This is a genomic window from Marinobacter sp. F4218 (assembly GCF_019443085.1).
Taxonomy (GTDB): domain Bacteria; phylum Pseudomonadota; class Gammaproteobacteria; order Pseudomonadales; family Oleiphilaceae; genus Marinobacter; species Marinobacter albus.
Genome location: NZ_JAHZIL010000003.1, coordinates 1,830,447 through 1,852,742 on the forward strand (window position 1 = coordinate 1,830,447; position 22,296 = coordinate 1,852,742).

The window sequence follows — 22,296 nt, forward strand, 5'->3', positions numbered from 1 at the left end:
TTCATGTCTCAGCAACCCGACATCAAGGCCGTGAAAGACTACCTTCTGGGCCTTCAGGAGCGCATTTGCGCCCATCTCGAAGCCCTGGAAGATGGTGCCGTTTTCGCGCGCGACGCCTGGGACCGGCCCGAGGGCGGCGGCGGTGTCAGCCGGGTCATCGCCGATGGCGCCGTATTTGAAAAGGGCGGCGTGAATTTTTCCCACGTCATGGGCGAGACCATGCCCGCATCGGCTACCGCCCATCGGCCCCACCTGGCGGGTGCACCCTGGCAGGCTATGGGCGTGTCGTTGGTGATGCATCCCAACAATCCGTACGTGCCCACCTCCCACGCCAACGTCCGTTTCTTCATCGCCACCCCCAAAGACGCCGAGCCGGTGTACTGGTTTGGCGGAGGTTACGACCTGACCCCCTACTATGGCTTCGAGGAAGACTGTGTGCACTGGCACCGAACTGCCAAAGCCGCCTGCGATCCGTTTGGCGACGGTCTCTACGACCACTTCAAGCACTGGTGTGACGATTACTTCTATCTGAAACACCGGGACGAGCCGCGCGGCGTTGGCGGGCTGTTTTTCGATGATCACAACACCGGTGATTTCGATCAGGATTTCGGTCTGATGCAATCGGTGGGCAACAGCTATATTGATGCCTATGAGCCGATCGTCCGGCGGCGTCGGTCGCACCCCTTTGGCGACCGTGAGCGGGATTTCCAGCTTTATCGGCGCGGTCGCTATGTCGAGTTCAACCTGGTGTACGACCGTGGCACGCTGTTCGGGCTGCAATCCGGCGGACGGACCGAGTCCATCCTGATGTCGCTGCCGCCCCTGGTGCGCTGGGATTACAGCCGCGTGCCGGAACCTGGCACCGAGGAAGCCCGACTGACCGAGTTCTTCCTGACTGGACGAGACTGGCTGGAGACGCAGAATGCACAATGACCTGTACGCCGTGGTTGGCAACCCGATCAGTCACAGCAAATCGCCGAGAATCCACAGCCTGTTTGCCAGCCAAACCGGTGAGGCGGTGGAATACACGGCGCTCCAGGCGCCGCTGGCGGATTTTGCCGGCTCCGTCCACGACTTCTTCGCCCGAGGGGGCAAAGGCCTGAACGTCACCATCCCGTTCAAGGAAGAGGCCTGGCGGCTGGCGGATTGCCGAACGGAACGGGCGGAGAAGGCCGGGGCGGCCAATACCCTGTATCGGGACGAGAGAGGCAAGCTGACAGCTGACAATACCGATGGCCAGGGTCTGGTGCAGGATTTGACCCGGAACCATGGTGTCACTCTGGCGAAGGCACGCATCCTCCTGTTGGGCGCTGGCGGTGCAGTGCGAGGTGTGATCGGCCCGCTGCTGGCCCAGCATCCGGCGTCGCTGACCATCGCCAACCGTACGGTTGCCCGTGCGGAAGGGCTGGTGCAACTGTTTACGCCAGACGCCCACGGAACCGAGTTGAGCGCCTGTGGTTTCGATCAGCCCTACGAGCCCTACGACCTCGTAATCAACGGCACCAGTGCCAGCCTGCAGGGCGATCTGCCGCCGCTTTCGGCAAATGTGATCGGCGCCGACACCGTGATCTACGACATGATGTACTCTCTGCAGACAACGACCTTCAACCAGTGGGCGCTGGACCAGGGCGCCCGCCACGTGTTCGACGGCCTGGGCATGCTTGTGGAGCAGGCAGCGGAGTCCTTCCGGGTATGGCGGGGAGTCCGTCCAGATACCGCACCGGTCATTGAAGAATTGCGTAACGACTGAGCCGGTGGCCGGGGTTTGGGCTATGCTCAGGGTCAAATTTACTAAGGGTTTTCCATGGATATTCTTACCCTCGTCGGGCTTGTCGCAGGTGTTCTGATTGTGGGCATGGCCATGCTGGCCAATGCCTCGCTGCTGACTTTCCTGAACCTGCCCGGCCTTGCCATCGTTCTGGGCGGCACCTTTGCCGTGACCCTGATCAAGTTCCGCATGCCCTCGGTCATGAGCGCCTTCCGGCTGGCCTTCAGCGCCGCATTCATCGATCGGGTTGACCGTCCGACGGAGTTGATCCGGGAGGTTGGCGCGCTCGCCATGGTGGTGCGTAAGGAGGGTATCCTGGGCCTGGAAAACCACGAGACCGACAACGGCTTCCTCCGCAAGGCCATCAACCTGTGTGTCGATGGCCATCCCCCGGAACTGGTGGAAGAAGCCCTGGCCCAGGAAGCCCGGCAGTCCGTTGAGCGTTACGAAGTGGCCGAGCGGGTCTTCCGGGGTATTGGCGAATCGGCTCCGGCCATCGGCATGCTGGGCACCCTGGTGGGGCTGGTGCAGATGCTGAACACCCTGGACGACCCTTCCTCCATCGGTCCGGCCATGGCCATTGCTCTGTTGACCACTCTCTACGGCGCGTTCCTCGCCCAGTTGATCGCCCTGCCCCTGGCGGACAAGCTGCAGCTCAAGGCGGAAGATGAAAGCCGCAATCAGATGCTGATCATCACCTCGATCAAGAACATCATGCGCGGCGAGAATCCCCGGGTCATGACCGAGTTGTTATCGTCCTTCGTCCACCCGGATCAGCGTACTGGCCTGGTGCCGGAGCGGGAGGCCTGAGGCCTTGGGAGTTGTTCAGCACAAAAACCGCACCCGCCCGAAGACCTCGACGCCGGCCTGGATCGTCACCTTTGCCGATCTGGCGACGCTGCTGCTGACCTTCTTCATCCTGTTGCTGTCGTTTGCTGAAATGGACGTGGACAAGTACCGCGCCATGGCAAACTCCATGGCCGTGGCCCTGGGATCCAGCAACGTCGTGGGTCAGGATGTCGGGGGCTCTCCGATCACCCTGATCCAATCGGACACTGTGTCGCTGCCCGAACCTGCCGAGAGGCAGGCCCGGCAACCGGAGTTCATCGACGAACGCGACGACTCGGTGGAAGAGACCAGGATACCCGGTGGTGTTATCGACCTGGCCAGTCGTCTGATCCGCGAGCTGGAATCGGAGGTGGCCTCGGAAGCGTTGAGCGTGAACTACGACGACCAGCAGGTGGTTATCCGGTTTTCCGAGGAGGCGACCTTCCGTTCGGGCGAGGCCGATATCAAGCCGGAGATGATTCCGATCATCGAACGGGTGGTGAATGTGCTGGCCGAATGCACGGGCAATGTCTTTGTGTCCGGCTATACCGACGACCGGCCCATTTCCAGCAGTCGGTTCCGGTCCAATTGGGATCTGTCGGCGGCCCGGGCCGTCTCGGTGGTGCATGAGCTGGTGCTGAACCGTCAGGTGCCGGCGAAACGGGTGGTGGCAGCCGGCCGGGCCGAAACCAACGCACTGGTGCCCAACAATTCCCCGGAAAACCGGGCCCTGAACCGCAGGGTGGAGATTGCCATCCGCGACCCCGAGTGCCAGGAATCGGCAGCGACAGGCGAGCTACCGGTGGAAATTCTGCCCTAGTGATTGGCCCTAGTGATTGTGGGTGCCGGCCGTCACTGATCCAGCCAGTTCTGGAACCACTGTTCACGCAGCTCGAGGGTTTTCGAATACCAGTGGTGGTCCCGGAAGATCGCATTGTCCATGTGCGCCGGGGCGGTCGGCATGTGGGGCTGCATGGACACGCCCATATCGGTGTGCAGCCCGATTCGTTTCTGGGCGGATTTCCGGGTCGGCCCATAGCTGATCAGGTTTGCCTGTGCGGCCATTCGCTCGGTTTGGGTGGCAAAGCCGATAAAAGCCCGGGCCTGCTCGGCCTGACCGGTCCCCCGGGGAATGGCCCAACTGTTGAAGCCGATCAACTGTCCATCCCAGATCACGGAAATGGGCAGGCCCTCCATCACCCTGGCGTGGAAAAACCGGCCGTTGTAGCCCGTTGCCATGGTTGCTTGGCCACTGGCCAGCAGCTCCGCCGGCTCCTCGCCACTTCGCCACCAGAGGATGGAGTCCCGGATACTGTCCAGACGTCGGGATGCGAGTTCCAGCCCCCGGTGAGTGCTCAGCAGGTCGTAGAGTTGCTCCCGGGGCACGGACAGCGATAGCAGCGCCCACTCAAAGAGCCCCACCGGTGATCGGCGCAGGGCCCGTTTTCCCGGAAAGGCCTTCAGGTCGAAGAAGTCCTCGACGCTGTCCGGTTTTTCCCCGGGAAAGGCCCGGTCGTTGTAGGCAATGACCGTTGAAAATACGATCTGGGTGATGAAGCAGGGCTGGATCGCCCCCTCCATAAAATCCTCCTGCGGCGGCGTGCCATCGGGCGCAGGCGCTATGATTCCGGGGTCGATCGGCTCCAGCAGGCCACGGTCACAGGCCACGCTGGCGTCGGACTGGATCATGTCGATCACATCCCACTGCACGTCTCCAGCCGCCAGATGGTTTTCCAGATCCTTGACGCCGCCGTCGTAAGGCACTGTCCTGATCGCAATACCGGTCGCCGCGGTGAAGGGCTCGAAATAGGCCCGCCTCTGACTCTCCTCATAGGCCCCGCCCCAGGTCGCCACGGTGAGTACCTCGGCTTCCTGCTCCCCGGTCGGGTTGGATCCGGCAAACCCCGGACTCAGCAGCCACGCTGCCAGTACCAGATACACTCGCCCCTCAGGCCGCTTCATTTTCCTCCTCCCGCAGCTCGTGGACGATCTCCAGGTAGGCACGGATCACCGCTTCCTCGGGCACCACCCCCAGCAGTTTTCCATCCTCGGAGACCAGCGGCACCGCCTCGCCCAGAAAGCCCCGTAACAGTTCCATGGACTGCCAGACCGAGGTGTGCTCGTCGAACAGGGTATACGCCCTGATTGCCAGCTGATCAATGGGGGTTCCCTCGGGGCTGTCGAGAATGCCCTGTAACCGCACGATGCCCCGAAGAACGCCTTTTTCGTCGACGATCATTGCCTCGGCGCGGTGCTCGTCAACCAGCCGCTTACGCACGGCCTCGACGGTGTGGCTGCCGCGGGCGGTGGTATAGATGGTGGACAGGTAATCCCGGATCAGGCGGGATCCCAGAATGGCCTTGTCCCGTCCCAGGGATAGATCGAACCCCCGGTCGCGGAGGTCAAGGTCAAACAGGGACCGGCCGATTGCCCGGTAGGAAATGACATTGGCGAAGACCACCGACACCATGGCGGCAATGGTCAGATCGTAGTTACGGGTCAGCTCAAAAACAATCAGGATGGTGGTCAGTGGGGCGCCAATGACTGAGCTGGCCAGCGCCATCATTCCGCAGATAGCGTAGACCACCAGGCCGGAGTAAGGCACAGGTACCAGGTGCGGCAGGACCATACCGTACAGGGCGCCGAAAAGGATGCCGATCAACAGGGCGGGACTGAAAACACCCCCGACAAAGCCGAACCCGACGCAGAGCGCTGTCAGGGCAAGCTTGGCGGTCACGATAAGAGCCAGCTCACCGATTCCGAAGGCGTCCCGGATGGTGGCAAAGCGCAGGGTTTCCTGTCCGATCCCGAGGATCTCCGGTAACCACAACGCCACGATACCCACCACCAGTCCGGCGACCGCCGGTCGCGCCCAGGGCAGTGCTATGCAGCGCCGGCCGGCGTGGGTACTGTATTTCAGCAGCACCACGAATAACCACGCAAGACCGGCGCACAGTACGCCTTCCAGCGCAAACAGCAGGAATTCGTAACTGTGTTCAACACGGGTGAAATCCACCAGGAACAGGACCGGGCGGTCGAAAATCACGTTGGCGATGATGTAGCCGGTGGCCGCTGCCACCGTAACCGGGGCAAAGGCCCGCAACGAGTAGTGCCGCAGGATGACCTCGTGGGCAAAGACCAGTCCGGCGATCGGGGCGTTGAACGCGGTGGAGATCGCCGCCGCCACGCCACAGGCGATGGCAATCGACCGTTGGTGCCTGAGATTGAGGCGCAAGCGGCCGGCGAGATTGCCGAACAGGGCGCCCAGGTAGACCAGCGGCCCGTACTGGCCGACCGACGCCCCGCTGCCCAGGGAGATCAGTGCCGCCAGTGTGGAGGCGAGGCCGCTGCCCAGGCCCGGCGTGGGCCCGGGGGTCTGGGCCGCGAGGATGGCGTCGGGCGGCGCAAGGCCGCGCCTTTCCCGAATCAGAAACTGCACCACCAGACCGACCAGAAGCCCGCCCAGGGCCGGCACCAGCAGCGTTGCGGCCGCCACCAGTCCGGGTTGGTTGTCGGCCTGCACCCGGGCGTAGGGTGAAATCAGCAGACGATCATTGAGATAGTGGACCGCCTCGACAAAGCCGATGGCCGCAAGCGAGCCAGCCGTACCCACGGCAATGGCCATCACTGTCACCACACCGATCTGGTACGCCATCTGTTGAACGCCGACCCTGTTCATACAGCAAGTAAAGTCCGGTTTCGCGATACCCTCAACGGTTTGCCCGAAACCTGTGCCCCCGCCTTTCCCCCTGACCCAGGTACTGGTGCCGTTTTTGGACGGCTCGATGTCGTATTGGAATCACTTCGGGTGCCGAATCAGAGCCACATTGAAATGAAGTTCGGCGCGCTCGGTCAGGGTGCGCGGGTTGGGATTGAGGACGGGCTTGAGGAAAGGGGAGAGACTGATGGCACAATTACCCAAACGCGCGAAAGTGGTGATCATTGGCCAGGGCGGTATTGTCGGCTCCTCGGTAGCCCACCACCTCATTGAACAGGGTTGGGAGGACATCGTTGGGCTGGAGAAGTCGGCCATTCCCACCGACATCGGCTCGACGTCACACGCTTCGGATTTCTGCTTCACCACCTCCCACGACAAGCTGAACATCTACACCACGAAATACAGCCAGGCCTTCTACGAGCAACGCGGCAACTATGTGAAATGCGGTGGCATGGAGGTGGCGCGGGTGGATGACGACGAACGGATGGACGAGTTGCGCCGCAAGGTCGGCTCGGGTAAGGCCTTTGGCACCAACGTCAGTCTGATCTCCCCGAGCCAGGCCAAGGAACTGTTTCCGCTGCTGGAGGAAAGCCAGATCCAGGGCGCCATGTGGGATCCGGATGCCGGCCTGGTGGTGCCGCGCTCCCAGAAAGTGGCCGGCGACCTGGTGGAAGAGGCGGTGGCAACCGGCAAGCTGCAGGCCTTTCCCTACACACCGGCCACACGCATCGACGTGCAGGATGGCCGGGTGCGCGGTGTCGAGACCGACAAGGGCTACATCGAAACCGAGTATGTAGTACTTGCCATGGGGATCTGGGGACCGCTGATGGCCTACACCGCGAAGGCGGCACTGCCGCTGATGCCGCTGGAGCACCCGCTGTTGTTCTTCGGCCCCTACGAGGCGTTGACCGGCACCGGCAAGCAGATTGTCTATCCCCTGTTCCGTGACCAGGGCAATTCCGCTTACGTCCGCGACACCGGTGACCCGACCACCACCGAGGGTGGCCGCATCGAATGGGGATACTACGAGGCCGAGAACCCCAGGCTGGTCTACCCCGGCGCCATTGCCGAACCTGGTGAAGCCCGGATGTCCCCTTCCATGCGGGACCTGTCACTGGATCAGGTCATGGATGCCTACGAGAAAGCCATCGAAATGACGCCGATTCTTGGAGAACTGGGCTGGGAAGAGAAACACTCGTTCAATGGCCTGCTGTCGGTGACGCCCGATGGCGGCTCGCTGATGGGGGAGTCGCCGGAGGTGCGAAACCTGTGGTTCTGCGAAGCGGTCTGGGTCAAGGACGGTCCGGGGGCCGGCAAACTGCTGGCGGACTGGATGACCACCGGTATGCCGGAGATGGACCCGCACAGTGTCGACATTGCCCGGCATTACCCGTTACAGAAAACCCCTGCTTACGTTTACAGCCGCTGCTACGAAACCGCCAAGAAGATATACACGCCGGCGGTTCATCCGCGCGAACCCTATCTGACCGGCCGGAAGATGCGCACCGGTCCGTTCTATCCCAGGGAGGTGGAACTCGGAGGCTACTTCATGGAGGCGGCGGGTTGGGAGCGCGCACACGGCTACGCTGCCAACGAGGCAACGCTTCTGAACAAGTTCCGCGACCAGGTTCCAGTGCGGGAGAACGAGTGGGATGCGCGGCATTTCTGGGATGTGTCGAACGCCGAACAGCTGGAGATGAGCGAATCGGTGGGCATGGTCAACCTGTCCCATTTTGCCATCTTCGACGTGTCCGGTGCAGATGCCGAAGCGTTGCTGGAATTCCTGTCCGTGGCCAAGGTGGGCGGCAATACCCCCCATGGCAAGGGTGTGTACACGCACTTCCTGGATGCCCGGGGCGGCGTTCGGTCCGACCTGACCATCATCCGGCGGAGCGACGACGACTACCGGGTGGTCTGCGGCGGCGATACCGGGTATCGGGACTACTGCTGGATGACGCGGATGGCCAGGAAACACGGCTTTGACAATGTCCGCATCGACGACCGTACCGATGACCTGGCCACCCTTGGCCTCTGGGGGCCCAAAGCCCGGGCGACGCTCGCCGCATTGGTCAGTAACCCGGACGAGCTGTCCCATGAGCGCTTCCCCTTTGCCACCGCCCGGGAGCTGGAAGTCCAGGGGGTGCCGGTCTGGGCGTTCCGGATATCCTACGTCGGGGAGCTGGGCTGGGAACTTTATTTCCCGTTCAGTTATGGCCTGAGGATCTGGGACCTGCTGTACGACGCGGGCGTGACCCCGGTGGGGATCGAAACCTACGCCAACTCCCGTCGGCTGGAGAAGAGTCTGCGCCTGCAGAACGTCGACCTGGAAGTGGAGTACAACCTCTATGAGGCCGGGCTGGCCCGGCCCAAGGTCAAGGATGCGGATTTCCTCGGCAAGGAGGCCTACGTACAGCAGCGTAAACTGTCCCGGCAAGTGGCCTACCTCTGCACCATGACCATGACCGAACATCGCGACTCGGCGGGGGTATTGCGTTATCCGGTGGGCCAGTGGCCCATTCTGGATCCGCAGACCGGTGAGGTGCTGGTGGACCAGTGTGGCCGGCGCTCCTACAGCACCAGCATTGTCTGGGGACCGTCGCTGGGCAAGAACATCCTGCTGGGTTATTTGCCCGACGAATACGCCCAGGAAGGTCGGGAATTGACGCTGGAATACTTCCAGGAACAGTATCCAATTCGGGTGGAGGCGGTGGGGTATCGTGCCCTGCTTGATCCGGACAATGAGCGGGTGCAAGCCTGATCCGGGAACGTCGTGGTAACGGAACCTTATCAACGTTGCCTGATCAAAAAATGGAAACTATTGTTAGGGGGCAAGCGGTCCCGTTCGCATGACCGGCCCAGGCCGCAACCAGGCCCTCCAACCTATGGAGGAGGTACCGTGCCCACGAACGAAGGTTCTCGTGTCTCCCAGACGCCCTATCGGGTGGGCTTTCTGCTGATCGACAACTTCACGTTGATCGCGCTGGCCACGGCCGTCGAACCCCTGCGCGTGGCAAACACCCTCTCCGGCACCGAACTCTATTCCTGGACGCTGCTGACCGCCGATGGCGGTATGGTGCGTGCCAGCGACGGCATGGTCGTGATGCCCGATGCCGGGATTCGGGACGATGACCAGTTTGATCTGGTTATCGTCGTGGCCGGCGTGGACGTCATCCACAGTTTTTCTCCGGTCCAGGTACGCTGGCTGCGACAGCAGGCGCGCCGTCATGTCCTGCTGGCGGCGGTTTGCACCGGGGCCTATGTCCTGGCCAGTGCCGGGCTGCTCGATGGCTACGCCTGCAGCGCGCACTGGGAATGCCTGGAGGCGATACAGGAACGCTTTCCCCGGGTCCAAACCAACAACCGGCTGTTTACCGTTCAAGAGGAGCGAATGACCTGCACCGGCGGCACCGTCCCCATGCACATGATGCTCAGTTTTCTCGCACGCCGCCACGGCCGCGAACTCAGCAACGCGGTATCGCATATGTTCGTTTGTGACCGGTTGCGCGAGGAATCCGAGCGGCAGCCGTTACCGTTGCTGCCGAGGCTCGCCAGCTCGCAACCCCGGCTTGCGGAAGTCGCACAACTGATGGAGGCTAACATCGAGGAGCCGCTGGACCTCGGGGAACTGGCGGCCCTGGCCGGTACCTCCCGGCGTCAGCTTGAGCGGCTCTTTCTGAAACACCTGGGTTGCACGCCCTCGCGGTATTATCTGCGGGTGCGACTCGAGCGGGCCCGTCGACTCCTGAAACAGACGTCCTTTTCAATCGTCGAAATCGCCTCCATGTGTGGGTTTGTCTCGGCCACCCATTTCAGCCGCTGCTATCGCAAAACCATGGGACGGGCACCCCGGCAGGAGCGGACGGTCGTCTGGCCACCGGGCACAGCCACCGATGGTCTGACCGACGCCAGTCCGGCCCCGGCGTCCTCCTCGCGGGAGGCGCTACGGCGCGCCAGTACCGAACCCAACTACGGTATGCTTACAAAGAACGTCCTCTCACGTTAGCCCGACCACCAGGCCATTCTCATCCAGCCCGATATCCAGGGCAGCGGGCCGGCGAGGCAGTCCCGGCATGGTCATGATGTCACCGCACACCGCCACCACGAACCCGGCCCCGGCTGCCAGTCGCACCTCCCGGACCGGCAGGGTGTGACCGGACGGTGCCCCCAGCAAGGTGGGATCGGCGGAAAAACTGTACTGGGTCTTGGCAATACAGACCGGCAGGTGGCCGTAGCCCATGGCTTCATACTCCCGCAGCTGGCGCTTGGCCGCTGCGGTGTATTCGACCCGGCCGGCATGATAGATGCTCTCGGCAATGGTCTCGATCTTGTCAGCCAGAGGCAGGCTGTCCTCATACAGAAGCCGGACCCCCGGTTCGTCGGCACTGAGCTGGTCGAGCACCGCCTGCGCCAGCTCCGTGGCACCATCGCCGCCGGAGGCCCAGTGGTCCCCGGACACGGCGCGCACGCCCAGGTGCTGGCAGATGGTCTTGATGAGTGCGGTTTCCTCCTCGGTATCCCCGGGGAACCGGTTGATGCAGACGACCGGGGTCAGACCGAACAGCTGCAGGTTCCGGATGTGCCGCTCCAGATTGACGGAGCCGGCGCGCAGCGCAGCCAGACCCGGCGCTGACAGTCGGCTGCGGCTGGCACCACCTTGCATCTTCAGGGCCCGGATGGTGCACACCAGGACCGCGGCGTCGGGCCGCAGGCCCGAATGCCGGCATTTGATGTCGATGAATTTTTCGGCGCCCAGGTCCGCCCCGAACCCCGCCTCGGTCACCACGACGTCGTTTAGCGCCAGCGCTGCCCGGGTGGCAGTGACCGAGTTGCAGCCATGGGCAATGTTGGCAAAGGGCCCGCCGTGGATAAACACCGGGTTGTGCTCCAGGCTCTGGACCAGGTTCGGTTGCAGGGCATCCTTCAAGAGTACCGAAAGCGCCCCCTCCATGCCGAGATCACCGACCGTGACCGGGCTGTCATCGGCGCGCCGACCGATAATCATATTGCTCAGTCGCCGGCGCAAATCCGCGCGCCCTTCGGCCAGACAGAGAATGGCCATGATCTCGGAGGATACGGTGATGTCGAACCCGGTTTCCCGGGGCACGCCGTGGGCTTTACCGCCGAGTCCACAGACCAGGTTCCGGAGCGAGCGGTCGGTCAGGTCCAGGACCCGGCGCCAGCTGACCAGTCGTGGGTCCAGCCTTGCTTCGTTGCCCCAGTGGATATGGTTGTCGATCAGCGAGGCCAGCAGGTTATGGGCGGTAGTGATGGCGTGGAAGTCGCCATTGAAATGCAGGTTGATATCCTCCATGGGAATGACCTGGGCCCAGCCACCGCCGGCTGCACCGCCCTTCATGCCAAAGCAGGGCCCCAGAGAGGGTTCGCGCAGGCACACCGACGAGCTCAGGCCGAGACGGTTCAAACCGTCGTTGAGGCCGACGCTGGTGGTCGTCTTGCCCTCGCCTGCCGGGGTCGGGGTCATCGCGGTGACCAGGACCAGCTTGCCGCGGGGCGCCTTGTCGGAGGTGTCGACATAGGCCATGTCCAGCTTGGCCTTGTAGTGGCCAAAAGGCACCAGACTCTCCGCCGGCAGCCCAAAACGCTGTTGTGCCAACAGCAGGATCGACAGGGGCTGAACCGACCGGGCAATTTCGATGTCCGGGGGCGGTGTCAGCGGGCGGGTGTCCAGCACCGGGGTTTCGGAGGTTTGCTCACTGTACCGGGAAGCCATTGGCCTGTCTCCTCGGGTCCTCAAGGGGCCGTCTGTGTTCTTGAATCCACTGCGCCGACTGGCGCAGCCCCCCGAAGGGAAACAGGTGTATCCCTTTGAGCAGGGTCTCGGGGTTGTCCAGACAATACCGAACCAGGGATTGCACCATCTCGTCCGGGCTCCAGGCCCGGAGCAGCCTGGCGCTGCCCGGACGCCGCAGCAGCATGCGACTCGAGGCGCCAACGCCGCATTGGGCGGCATAGCTCAGCAGGGTCTTCATGCGTGTCGGGCCCGCCAGCCCAATGTAGACCGGGACCTGTTCCAGCAATGCGCCCAGGCCCTGCAGCCAGTCGATGACGATCTGGGCATCGAAGGTAAACTGGGTGACCACCCACAGGCGGGTGCCGGTGGTTCGGGCGTATTCCTGCTTGATGTGCAGGGCCCGGGTCAGTGCCGCCCGGTCTGCCCGCGGATGGCCCTCAGGGTGGGCAGCCACCCCAAGGCCATGGAAACGGAACCGGGACAGTACGTGGGATTCGAGCACCGCCAGGGTGTCCGGAAATGGGCCGGCAACGGAATCCCGATCGCCGGCAATGAGCAGCAAGCGGTCGACGCCGCTTTCCTGCAACTGCGCCAACCAGTCGTCGAGTTGCCCCTGGCTTTCCATCATCCGGGCCGGCAGGTGGGGCACGGCCTGCATACCTTGCTCGAGCAGACGTCGACAGGCCGCGAGGGTGTCATCAAACTGCCCGCCCGGGAGAAAGGGCACGTACACCGGGGTCCCGGCCGGCAACAGCTGGGGCAGGTCCTCGGCCGCAAAAATCTGCCGTGGCGTTGCTTCAATCGACGCGGAGCGCACCAGGCCCTGAAGGCACTCGTCGGCATCAGCGCCGCGGTCTCTCGAGGCCCTTCCGGCCTCGGATTGGTTTGCCAGAGTCATAACGCATCATCCTGTGGTAACCGGCAGCTGCCGTTCATCCGGAAAGCCCGGCTGTCAGTCGGCAAAGTCAATGCCTTTGGCGCGTGCGCGTTCTCTGGCATTCGGATTGACCGAGGGACGGAAGGGCACGTCCACCACTTCGGCCTCGACGTCTGTCGACCCGTCCATGGCGGCGTACTCCACCGGCAGGTGCACGGTGAGTCGCGTACCGACGGCCTGCAGGGCGAGGGGTACGTAGGCCAGGGCGATGTTGGTTTCCAGCTCCGGCGAGTACCAGGGTGAGGTGACGTACCCCTGGGGTTTGCCTCCGTCAGGCCCGCTGATCAGCCAGAAGTCGTTGGCATAATCGGTGACCGCGCCGCCTCCGAACCGGAGACCCACCAGCGTGTGCGTGAAGGGCGAATGTCCGGCCTCCAGCTGGGCGCGCACTTCCTCCAACCGTTGCTTGCCGATGTAATCCGCGTCTTTATTGCGGGGCACCTGATAGGCCAGATTGCACTGGAAGGGCAAGGTCTCGGCATCGAGATCCTGACCCCAGGAAAGAATGCCGGCGGCAATCCGTCGATGGTGGGCGGGGGCGATTACCCGCAAATTGTGGGCTTCGCCCGCGGCAAGCACGGCGTACCAGATGTCCTCGGCGTAGGTGGTGGACTCCGGGAGATAGATTTCGTAACCCTTCTCGCCGGTGAAACCGGTCTGGGAAACGATCACATCGTGCCCGGCCAGGCGGCCTGCCATCAGGCCATAATAGGGAATGTCGCGGACCGCCTCGCCAAACAGGTCGGCCATCAATGCTTCGGATTTCGGGCCCTGAATCTGCAGCGGGGAGACATCAATCTCGGCAATGCTGACGTTGAAACCCATGCCGACGTTAACGCCGCGCAACCAGAGTTCCAGGTCGCTGTCGGACAGGGAGAACCAGAACTCGTCCTCTGCCACCCGCAACAGGACCGGGTCGTTGAGAATGCCTCCCTCCTCGTTGCAGAGGATGACGTACTTGCCCCGCATTGGTTTGATTTTGGTGGCGTCGCGGGTAATCACATAATTGACAAAGCGTTCGGCGTCCGGACCCTTGACCTGGATCTGGCGTTCGACCGCCACATTCCAGAGGGTGACGTCATTGACCAGGGATTCGTACTCGAGCATGGCGCCGCCCTGCTCGGGCCGAACATAGCCCCGGGGATGGTACATCCGGTTGTAAACGGTGGCGCGCCAGCAGCCCGCCTCATAGGCGAGATGCCAGTACGGGGATTTGCGGACCCGGGTGGAAATCAGCATTTCCACCGGCGTCGGGCCGGACTGGCGCAGATTGATCGGTACCTTGCGGTTGCTCTGGTCGACCGAGTCCGGCTGGCGTGCGGCCCCGGCTCGCAGTTGTGGATTATCCTGGCGTGCGTGTTCGATTTTGACGGCCATGTCTGTGTCCCCCTTTGGCGGGTGTTGCTGATAGCCTCAATGTGACGGGGTTTGGCGTCGGCAGGTGGAACCATTACGACATGGAAGCGACCAAAAGCGTCAACGCCTTATAGCCGGGACGAAGAATCTCATGCGCAATTCATATAACTGTCCCAGTTTCAGATCCTTATACTGGGGCGCCCGGGGCTGGCTCACGGTAACCCCGAACTCAGTCACCCCAAGCATCCGAAATTGAGAGAGCGAATATGAGCGGACCTGACAAGCCCAAAGTGATTGGTGAGGAGTGGAGCGACGAGCGCGTAAAGAGCTTTCTCGCCATTGAACCCTACGATACGGCGAAAAACCCTGACTTCAATGCTCTGCTGAAAGCCTATCAGGCCATGCGTGCCGGGGACTTCGAACGCTTTATCGGCTTCTTTGTGGAAGCCGGACGGGATTTGAACGCAGTGAATGAAAACGGCGAAACCATTCTGGACATCATCTCCGAGCATCGTCGGAGCGTGGATTACGCGCGGGCCCTGGAACAGGCTGGAGCAAAACGAACCGCCGCGGCCGGGAACTGAGTCCCGGCGCGGCTGGTCCGACCGCGTAGCTTACTGCACGTCCACTTCGATGGCTTTGGGTTCCTTCGGTTCGGCCTTCTGCAGGGTCAGGCTCAGTAATCCATCCTTGAAACTGGCTTTGACACTGTTCTCATCGACATTGTCGGGCAAGGTAAACCGGCGCAGGAAGCTACCGTAGAACCGCTCGACACGGTGGTGCTTCTTGTCCCCGGATTCCTCCTCGTGTTTCCGTTCGCCTTCAATGGTCAGCACGCCATCCTGTACCGTCACCTTGACGTCATCCTTGGACATGCCCGGTAACTCGGCGTCAATGGTGAACGCCTCCGGGGTCTCCTTGATGTCGACGGCGGGCGACCAGTCGCTCCGGCTGAACATATCTTTGCTTTCACGCTCGTTGGTGCGGGCCAGGCCGAACATTCGATTGTACCGGTTCATCAGGTCTTCAAATTCACTGACCGGATTCCAGCGAGTTACGTTGCTCATGGGAACACCCTCCTCATTCACGAAAACGAATCTGCAAATTACCTCTCAGCTTCGCTCGCGGAACTGTCTAACACCGGTGGCGTTAGCCAGGTGGTAATCCGTGAACATCTGCTACTACCGAATGTAGGCGCGATCTAAGGGTTTTCAAGGGAGGAGTTGATCGAATTTTGACCGGCATCAAGCCGCCTTCAATGTCTGCCAAAAGACCGGTGCAGGAACGGCCGGAAACGGCTCATGGGCGCGCCCGCCGTTTTCAGGTCCGGCCGGGTCCCGAGCCGGAATCCCGGCAGTTCACCGGATAGAAAGGGCTGCACCAGGGCAGGATCGCCGCTGATGACGTGGACAACCACATCCCGACTGGCGTTATCGCCGGTAATCAATGGCGCTGGCTGGTGATCGCCGAGCAGGATCATCAGCGTTTTCTGCCCCACATTCCTCGCCGCGAAGCCGCTCGCCACGGCGAGCGTGTAGTCAATTGCCCGGGCATACTGGGTGCGCACCCGGTCCGGATCCCGCCACAGCGATACGGGAGGCTCGCCGGTGTCCCGCCAGCGTTCGAACGCCCGCCCGTTGCCGATGGCGTCCCAGTCCTCAAGCACCGGAAGCACCGGGACCCAGGGCGCGTGGCTGCTGATCAGCGCCAGTTCGGCAAACAGCGGCCCGGGGGCCTGCTCGCGCAGCTGCTGGAACCGGTGCCAGGTGTACTGGTCCGGCATGGTTACCCAGTTAAATGGCGGGCCCTGGTAATCCAGATCGTCATGGGCGTAGATTTGACCGTACCGGAGCAGTCGGCCCTCGGGCCAGGCCTGGGTGATTGCGGGCATTACCGCGAGGGTCTGGTGACCGGTGCCGTGGAAGTCGTCGATCAGGGTCGGGAGCCCGCTGCTCAGGAAGGTCTCGTAAGTGAGCTGGTTGTGAATCCAATGGCCACTGAGCACGGAGAGGTGACCAAGCCAGGATTGCCCGCCCTGGATTGGCGACTGCAGCCGGCCTGTGGCAACGGTAAGCCCGGCGGCGGCCAGTTCCCGGGACATGGCTTCCAGCCGTTGTCCGACCACCGACCGGTACCGGCTGTCGGTCAGGGTGCTGACGCCGTAGGATTCCAGAAAGCCGAGAATCACGTCCCGGTTGGCCAGCATGGGCAGTGGCGTCGGGGCTTCTTCGGTGGTGGGCTGGTCGCGAAGCTGTTCCGAGAAAGCTGCGAAGGCCTGATGGGTCTCGGTAACAAGCTCGGCCTGATGGGCGATCAACGCCAGCGTCGGGCTCCCGATCAGGGGCGTGGCGACCCCGGTCAGAGCCAGAGTAGCGGCCAACAGCAGTGGCTTGAGCGGGCTTTCCGGGACCTGTTGACGGAGGCGTTCCAGACTCATAGAGAACAACCGGCCCACGGCAGCAAGCAGCCCTATCAGGAGTGCAAGCGCCAGTCCGGCGGTTACCGGCCCCAGGTTGGTATCCAGCAGGTTCCAGGCGGCGTCCAGCAGGCCAACTTCCAGGTACAGATTCAGTCCCCGACCCAGACTCTGGCGAACCAGGACATCAACCAGAACCAGCAGGGCCAGGAGGCTATAGACGAGCGTCAGGACGTTGCCAAGGCCCGGCCACCGGCGCGGTCCCAGGCACAGCAAGCCCCACAGCGCCAGGGCCTCAACCGACAGCCAGGGCATTGATCCGGGCAGGGCCAATGCCGGAACCAGCAGGAGCGTGTTCAGGATCAGGAACCAGAACAGTGTCCGCAGCCGTGCCCGGGTAACACCGGAGCCAGTGGTCATGGCGTTCTCCAGAGAATCGCGTAGCGTCGATACGTCGCCGGAGGGCCTTCAGACCAATGATTCAGACGTCGTTGAGGTATTCATCCTTGAGCTTCACGTAGTTCGCCGCCGTGTACTTGAAGAACCCCTGTTCCTTTTCGGTCAGCGCCCGCGCTTTCTTGCACGGCGAGCCAACGTACAGGTGGCCGGATTCCAGGGTTTTGCCGGGAGGCACCAGACAACCGGCGGCGACGATGACCTCGTCTTCAACGACGGCGCCGTCCATGATGATGCAGCCCATACCCACGAGCACCCGGCTGCCCACTGTGCAGCCATGCAGCAGCGCCTTGTGGCCAATGGTGACGTCGTCCCCGATGGTGAGCGGGTATCCGCCGGGGTTGTAGTCACTGGCGTGGGTGATGTGCAGCACGGAGCCGTCCTGTATGCTGCAGCGGTCGCCGATGCGAATTCGGTGCATGTCGCCGCGCACCACCGTCATCGGCCAGATCGAACAGTCGTCGCCGGTCTGCACGTCACCGATGACCACGGCACTGGGGTCAACCCAGCTGCGTTCACCAAATTGTGGTGCTTTGCCCTTGTGTGAGCGTACATTCGTCATTACATATACCTTTACGCGAATTACCCGGAGGATCGGAGTGTCTGTGGGAATGGCCCTGCCCCGAACCGGAATATAAAGACGCTACCTGACAAATTAAGAGCTGAGAAGGGGACCTATGAATAACCCGCTACTGACGAACGATCTGCTCCCGAAGTTCGACCATGTCCGCACCGAACACATGGAAACCGCCATTGACCAGATTCTCAGCGAAAATCGCGTGAAGATCGCGACATTGGCGCAGCAGGACGATCCCACCTGGGAGACCCTCGCCCAGCCCATGCAGGCGATGGAAGACTATCTCAGCAATGCCTGGTCGGTGATCTCCCACCTCAACGGGGTGATGAACAACGACGACCTGCGCAAGGTCTACAAGAACTGCCTGGAGAAGCTGACCGAGTACAGCACCGAAGTCAGTCAGAACGCCGCTCTGTGCGAGGCCTACAAGAAACTGGCCGCGCGGGATGATTTCAAGGACTTGAGCGAGGCCCAGCGTAAGTCCGTGGATAACACCCTGCGGGATTTCCACCTTGGTGGTGTGGACCTGCCCGAGGAACAGAAGCAGCGCTACGCCGCCCTGTCCCGGGAGCTGGCGGAAATGTCCAATCGCTTCAGCGATAACGTGCTGGACGCCACCCAGCATTGGTACAAGCACATCACCGACGTCGACGAGCTGGCGGGTGTGCCGGAGACCGCCATCGAGGGTGCCAGGCAGGCGGCCCGACAGAAAGAGCTGGATGGCTATGTGATCACCCTCGATTTCCCGAGCTTCTACCCGGTCATGACCTATTGCGACAACCGCGACCTGCGCCGGGAAGTGTACGAGGCCTTTGTCACCCGAGCCTCCGATCAGGGCCCGGATGCCGGTACCTGGGATAACACGCCGCTGATGGCTGAGATTCTCAAGCGTCGCCATGCCCTCGCCCAGCTGTTGGGCTTCAACAACTACGCCGAGCGTTCCCTGGCCACCAAGATGGCACGCAGCACTGACGAAGTACTCGAGTTCCTGAACCAGCTGGCGGACAAGTCCAAGCCGGTGGCGGAGAAGGAATTTGCCGAACTCAAGGCGTTTGCCAGGGACGAATACGGCATTGAGGATCTGCAGGCCTGGGATGTCGGCTACTACAGCGAAAAGCTCCGTCAGCAGCGTTACGACATCTCGCCCGAGACCCTGCGGCCCTGGTTCCCAGTGGACAAAGTCGTGCCCGGCCTGTTCCGGGTTGCTGAGAAACTGTTCGACGTCCAGATCGAGGCCAAGCCGGAAGTAGAGACCTGGCACGAGGATGCCACCGCCTACTGCATCAGCCGAAACGGCGAGCCCCTGGCCTGGTTCTACCTCGACCTGTTCGCCCGTCAGGGCAAGCGCGGTGGCGCCTGGATGGCCGACTGCCGGGTCCGCTGGCGTAACCTGCGCGGCACGCTCCAGCTGCCGGTGGCTTTCCTGACCTGTAACTTCACGCCCCCGGTGAACGGCAAGCCGTCGCTGCTGACCCACGACGAAGTCACGACCCTGTTCCACGAATTCGGTCACGGCCTGCACCACATGCTGACCCAGGTGGACGTTCTGGACGTGTCCGGCATCAACGGGGTGGCCTGGGACGCGGTCGAGCTGCCCAGTCAGTTCCTTGAGAACTGGTGCTGGAACCCGGAGTCCCTGGCGCTGATTGCCTCTCATCACGAGACCGGCGAGCCGCTGCCCGAGGATCTGCTGCAGAAGTTGCTGGCGGCGAAGAATTTCCAGTCCGGCATGGGTATGGTGCGCCAGCTCGAGTTCTCGCTGTTCGATTTTCGCCTGCACGCGGAATTCAGCGACGAGGCGCCCACCAATCCGCTGGACATGCACCGCAAGGTCCGGGACGAAATCGCTGTGGTGGAGGCGCCGGCGTTCAACCGGTTCCCGAACTCCTTCTCGCACATTTTTTCGGGTGGTTACGCGGCCGGCTATTACAGCTACAAGTGGGCGGAAGTACTGGCCGCCGATGCCTTCTCACTGTTCGAGGAGAAAGGCATCTTTGATCCGGAAACCGGTAAGGCATTCCTGCAGAACATCCTGGAAAAGGGCGGCTCCCAGGAGCCAATGGAGCTGTTCAAGGCCTTCCGTGGCCGCGAGCCGCAAGTGGACGCCCTGTTGAAACAATCCGGCATCACTGACGAAGCCGCCTGAGCCAATGTGTTCCGGCGGTCGTATTGACAGCCGGAGTACCCAATTGCGGAGTTGAGTTATGGCGAGTCCGAAACGCTTTATCGCCGGCGCTGTCTGTCCCCGCTGTGCGGAGATGGACAAGATCATGATGTTTACCACCGATGACGAGGACCAGGTGCGCGAATGCGTGGCCTGCGGGTTTACCGACGCGGTGTCCGACACCGAGCAGTCGGCCAATCCCGAGCTGGAGACGCGGGTGAACAAGCGCAGTAACGAGGACGATCACACCGTTAAGCAGGTGGTGTTCTTCAAGGCTGGTCAGGACGACTGAGTTTTGTTCGCCTGGCCTGATGGTTCTGGGGGCTGCGAGGGAGCAGGGGAATGTTTTCCCTTGGAAATGGAACTCGCTGCGCTCAGACATCCTTTTCTGGCGGTAAAAAATCCCCCTACCCCCTCACGTCAGAACTCTTCAGAGCGTTGCAGCTCTATGGCCTTTTGGATCCTGGCAGAAAAGTACCCCCGCGACCCCGCAGCCCGCCAAATCAGCAGGCTAGGTCCCGAAGGCCAGCTCCGATAGCTAGAGGACCATAGCCGCCAACCACCCAAAGCCAAGCAACGGCAGGTTATAGTGCAGGAAGGTCGGTACCACCGTATCCCAGATGTGGTTGTGCTGGCCGTCGACGTTCAGGCCGGCCGTGGGGCCGAGGGTGGAATCCGAGGCCGGGGAACCGGCATCACCCAGAGCGCCGGCAGTGCCCACCAGGGCTACGATGGCCAGCGGGCTGAAGCCCATCTGCAGGGCCAGCGGCACGTATAGCGCGGCGATGATCGGGATGGTGGAGAAGGACGAACCAATGCCCATGGTGATCAGCAGGCCGACGACCAGCATCAGCAGGGCCGCCAGCGGCTTGTTCTCGCCGATGGTGGCGACCGAACTCTGAACCAGGGTGGCAATCTCGCCGGTTTCCCGCATTACCTCGGCAAAGCCGGAGGCGGCAATCATGATGAAACCGATCATGGCCAGCATTTTCATGCCTTCGGTGAACAGGTCATCCGCTTCTTTCCACTTCACCACGCCGGACAGGTTGAACAGTACGAAGCCGGCCAGGGCGCCGAGGATCATTGACCCCAGCCAGAGCTGCACCACGAATGCGGTAACGATCGCAATCAACGCCATGATCAGGGTCCGGGGGCTGTACTGCACGTCTACCCGCTCGGTGCGGGCGATGGCGTCCATGTTGTAACGGCGTTCGCCACGGTAACTGAAGAACACCGCAACCAGAAGGCCGCAGAGCATGCCCAGGGCAGGCAGGGCCATGGCCGACATGACATTGAGGCCGGCGGCATCGACGCCGTTCTCGGCCACGTTCGCCAGCAGGATTTCGTTCAGGTAGATACCGCCGAAGCCGATTGGCAGGAACATGTATGGCGTGATCAGGCCAAAGGTCAGTACACAGGCCACCAGACGCCGGTCCATATTCAGCTTTGCCATCACGTACAGCAACGGCGGGACGACCAGCGGGATGAACGCGATGTGGATCGGCAGGATGTTCTGGGAGGAGATGGCAATGGCCAGCAGCAGGCCGATGATCAGGAACCGGACGCCGGTAACCGCAGCGCCGTCCTCCTGGCGGCCCACCAATGCCAGCGCCCTGTCCGCCAGGGCATGGGCCAGGCCGGATTTGCCGATGGCGACGGCGAAGGCACCGAGGGTGGCGTACGACAGGGCCACGGTGGCGCCGCCACCCAGACCGTTATTGAAGGCCTCGATGGTGGCTTCCAGAGACAGGCCCGCGATCAGGCCACCGGAAATGGCTCCGATGATCAGGGCGACGACAACGTGAATGCGGCACAAACTCAGGACGAGCATGATGGCAACCGCGGCAACAACGGCATTCATGGCAGACTCCGGGTAGGAATAGCTGGATTATCCGGCCCCTCGTGAGGGCCGGGTTCACGAAAAGCGCGCTAATGTGCAGGAATTGACCGCGACAGTCAAAGCGGGATGGTTGCGCAGGGGCTGGTGATCAGTCGTCGCCGACGCGGGAAAAGCGGGGCACCTGTTCTCCGGCCAGTTCCACGGTTTCCCGAAACATGGACAGAGGCCGGACCCAGAGGCTGTGGTCGCCATACAGGCATCGGTACACCACCATCCACTCCTCAGTCTCACTGTGGCGGGCCAGATCGATGACCTGGTAATCCTTGCCCTTGTAGTGGCGGTAACGGCCCGGTCGAATCGGGTGTTTGTTTTCGGTCATGTACGGTCTCTTTGCGAGCAAGTCAGTGTCTACCCATGTATAGGGGACGTCCCGGCTTGAACAGTTTACACTTGGGCATTGTATTGCCAGGTGCCCGGAATCTCT

19 protein-coding genes are annotated in these 22,296 nt (G+C 62.2%); 9 read left to right on the top strand and 10 right to left on the bottom strand.

The window, feature by feature from the left end; translation table 11 throughout:
• The first annotated feature begins 3 nt into the window (after nucleotides 1-3).
• The 4 genes from hemF to K0B93_RS12385 are packed head-to-tail and all read left to right on the top strand — an operon-like array spanning nucleotide 4 to nucleotide 3,416.
• Nucleotides 4-933, top strand: coding sequence for an oxygen-dependent coproporphyrinogen oxidase (hemF, locus tag K0B93_RS12370; protein WP_219867497.1), 930 nt, complete (start codon nucleotides 4-6; stop codon nucleotides 931-933).
• Entirely contained in the window at nucleotides 923-1,750 is an 828-nt protein-coding gene (gene aroE, locus K0B93_RS12375; protein WP_219867498.1) for a shikimate dehydrogenase, read from the top strand. Before hemF ends, aroE begins: the two co-directional genes overlap by 11 nt.
• A 54-nt stretch (nucleotides 1,751-1,804) precedes the next feature.
• Nucleotides 1,805-2,578: a motility protein A gene (locus K0B93_RS12380; RefSeq protein ID WP_219867499.1), complete on the top strand. Its 774-nt coding sequence runs from the start codon at nucleotides 1,805-1,807 to the stop codon at nucleotides 2,576-2,578.
• A gap of 4 nt (nucleotides 2,579-2,582) precedes the next feature.
• Nucleotides 2,583-3,416, top strand: coding sequence for a flagellar motor protein MotB (locus K0B93_RS12385; RefSeq protein ID WP_219867500.1), 834 nt, complete (start codon nucleotides 2,583-2,585; stop codon nucleotides 3,414-3,416).
• Nucleotides 3,417-3,448: 32 nt separating this feature from the next.
• Here the strand turns inward: K0B93_RS12385 and K0B93_RS12390 are convergent, their stop codons facing one another.
• Together K0B93_RS12390 and K0B93_RS12395 are read right to left on the bottom strand one after the other, a co-directional pair.
• A complete protein-coding gene (locus tag K0B93_RS12390; protein ID WP_219867501.1) occupies nucleotides 3,449-4,558 on the bottom strand; it encodes an ABC transporter substrate-binding protein in 1,110 nt (369 codons plus the stop codon).
• Nucleotides 4,545-6,251 (bottom strand): chloride channel protein, encoded by a 1,707-nt coding sequence (locus K0B93_RS12395; RefSeq protein ID WP_219867502.1) that lies wholly within the window; start codon nucleotides 6,249-6,251, stop codon nucleotides 4,545-4,547. The genes K0B93_RS12390 and K0B93_RS12395 overlap by 14 nt, the downstream gene beginning before the upstream one ends.
• A gap of 250 nt (nucleotides 6,252-6,501) precedes the next feature.
• Here K0B93_RS12395 and K0B93_RS12400 point away from each other — a divergent pair, with 250 nt between their 5' ends.
• A complete protein-coding gene (locus K0B93_RS12400) occupies nucleotides 6,502-9,072 on the top strand; it encodes a GcvT family protein (RefSeq protein WP_219867503.1) in 2,571 nt (856 codons plus the stop codon).
• A 138-nt stretch (nucleotides 9,073-9,210) separates the two neighbouring features.
• Entirely contained in the window at nucleotides 9,211-10,317 is a 1,107-nt protein-coding gene (locus K0B93_RS12405) for a GlxA family transcriptional regulator (protein ID WP_219867504.1), read from the top strand.
• On the opposite strand, the gene K0B93_RS12410 is transcribed toward K0B93_RS12405, so the two are convergent.
• From K0B93_RS12410 to K0B93_RS12420, 3 genes are read right to left on the bottom strand one after another with little or no spacing between them, the layout of a single operon-like run.
• Entirely contained in the window at nucleotides 10,309-12,045 is a 1,737-nt protein-coding gene (locus K0B93_RS12410; protein ID WP_219867505.1) for a formate--tetrahydrofolate ligase, read from the bottom strand. The genes K0B93_RS12405 and K0B93_RS12410 overlap by 9 nt on opposite strands.
• A complete protein-coding gene (locus K0B93_RS12415; RefSeq protein WP_219867506.1) occupies nucleotides 12,026-12,964 on the bottom strand; it encodes a methylenetetrahydrofolate reductase in 939 nt (312 codons plus the stop codon). Before K0B93_RS12415 ends, K0B93_RS12410 begins: the two co-directional genes overlap by 20 nt.
• Nucleotides 12,965-13,018: 54 nt before the next feature.
• On the bottom strand, nucleotides 13,019-14,380 hold the full coding sequence (locus K0B93_RS12420) for a glycine cleavage T C-terminal barrel domain-containing protein (protein ID WP_219867507.1): 1,362 nt from the start codon (nucleotides 14,378-14,380) through the stop codon (nucleotides 13,019-13,021).
• 245 nt (nucleotides 14,381-14,625) lie between these two features.
• Here K0B93_RS12420 and K0B93_RS12425 point away from each other — a divergent pair, with 245 nt between their 5' ends.
• The gene (locus tag K0B93_RS12425) at nucleotides 14,626-14,943 is read left to right on the top strand and encodes a PA4642 family protein (protein ID WP_219867508.1); all 318 of its coding nucleotides are present in this window, start codon (nucleotides 14,626-14,628) and stop codon (nucleotides 14,941-14,943) included.
• A 30-nt stretch (nucleotides 14,944-14,973) separates the two neighbouring features.
• On the opposite strand, the gene K0B93_RS12430 is transcribed toward K0B93_RS12425, so the two are convergent.
• The 3 genes from K0B93_RS12430 to K0B93_RS12440 form a co-directional block, all read right to left on the bottom strand.
• Nucleotides 14,974-15,426 (bottom strand): Hsp20/alpha crystallin family protein, encoded by a 453-nt coding sequence (locus tag K0B93_RS12430; protein ID WP_219867509.1) that lies wholly within the window; start codon nucleotides 15,424-15,426, stop codon nucleotides 14,974-14,976.
• A gap of 188 nt (nucleotides 15,427-15,614) precedes the next feature.
• Entirely contained in the window at nucleotides 15,615-17,195 is a 1,581-nt protein-coding gene (locus K0B93_RS12435) for a sulfatase (protein WP_219867510.1), read from the bottom strand.
• 61 nt (nucleotides 17,196-17,256) lie between these two features.
• Nucleotides 17,257-17,793, bottom strand: a complete 537-nt coding sequence (locus tag K0B93_RS12440) for a gamma carbonic anhydrase family protein (protein ID WP_219867511.1) — start codon at nucleotides 17,791-17,793, stop codon at nucleotides 17,257-17,259.
• 115 nt (nucleotides 17,794-17,908) lie between these two features.
• Here K0B93_RS12440 and prlC point away from each other — a divergent pair, with 115 nt between their 5' ends.
• Together prlC and K0B93_RS12450 are read left to right on the top strand one after the other, a co-directional pair.
• Complete coding sequence (gene prlC, locus K0B93_RS12445; RefSeq protein ID WP_219867512.1) at nucleotides 17,909-19,954, top strand: oligopeptidase A; 2,046 nt, start codon at nucleotides 17,909-17,911, stop codon at nucleotides 19,952-19,954.
• Nucleotides 19,955-20,012: 58 nt separating this feature from the next.
• Nucleotides 20,013-20,264 carry a YheV family putative zinc ribbon protein gene (locus tag K0B93_RS12450; RefSeq protein WP_219867513.1) on the top strand — a complete coding sequence of 84 codons (252 nt, stop codon included), beginning with the start codon at nucleotides 20,013-20,015 and terminating at the stop codon, nucleotides 20,262-20,264.
• Nucleotides 20,265-20,510: 246 nt separating this feature from the next.
• Here K0B93_RS12450 and K0B93_RS12455 read toward each other — a convergent pair whose 3' ends face one another.
• Nucleotides 20,511-21,833, bottom strand: coding sequence for a Na+/H+ antiporter family protein (locus tag K0B93_RS12455; RefSeq protein WP_219867514.1), 1,323 nt, complete (start codon nucleotides 21,831-21,833; stop codon nucleotides 20,511-20,513).
• A 127-nt stretch (nucleotides 21,834-21,960) separates the two neighbouring features.
• Complete coding sequence (locus K0B93_RS12460; protein ID WP_219867515.1) at nucleotides 21,961-22,191, bottom strand: DUF1653 domain-containing protein; 231 nt, start codon at nucleotides 22,189-22,191, stop codon at nucleotides 21,961-21,963.
• Nucleotides 22,192-22,296 lie beyond the last annotated feature (105 nt).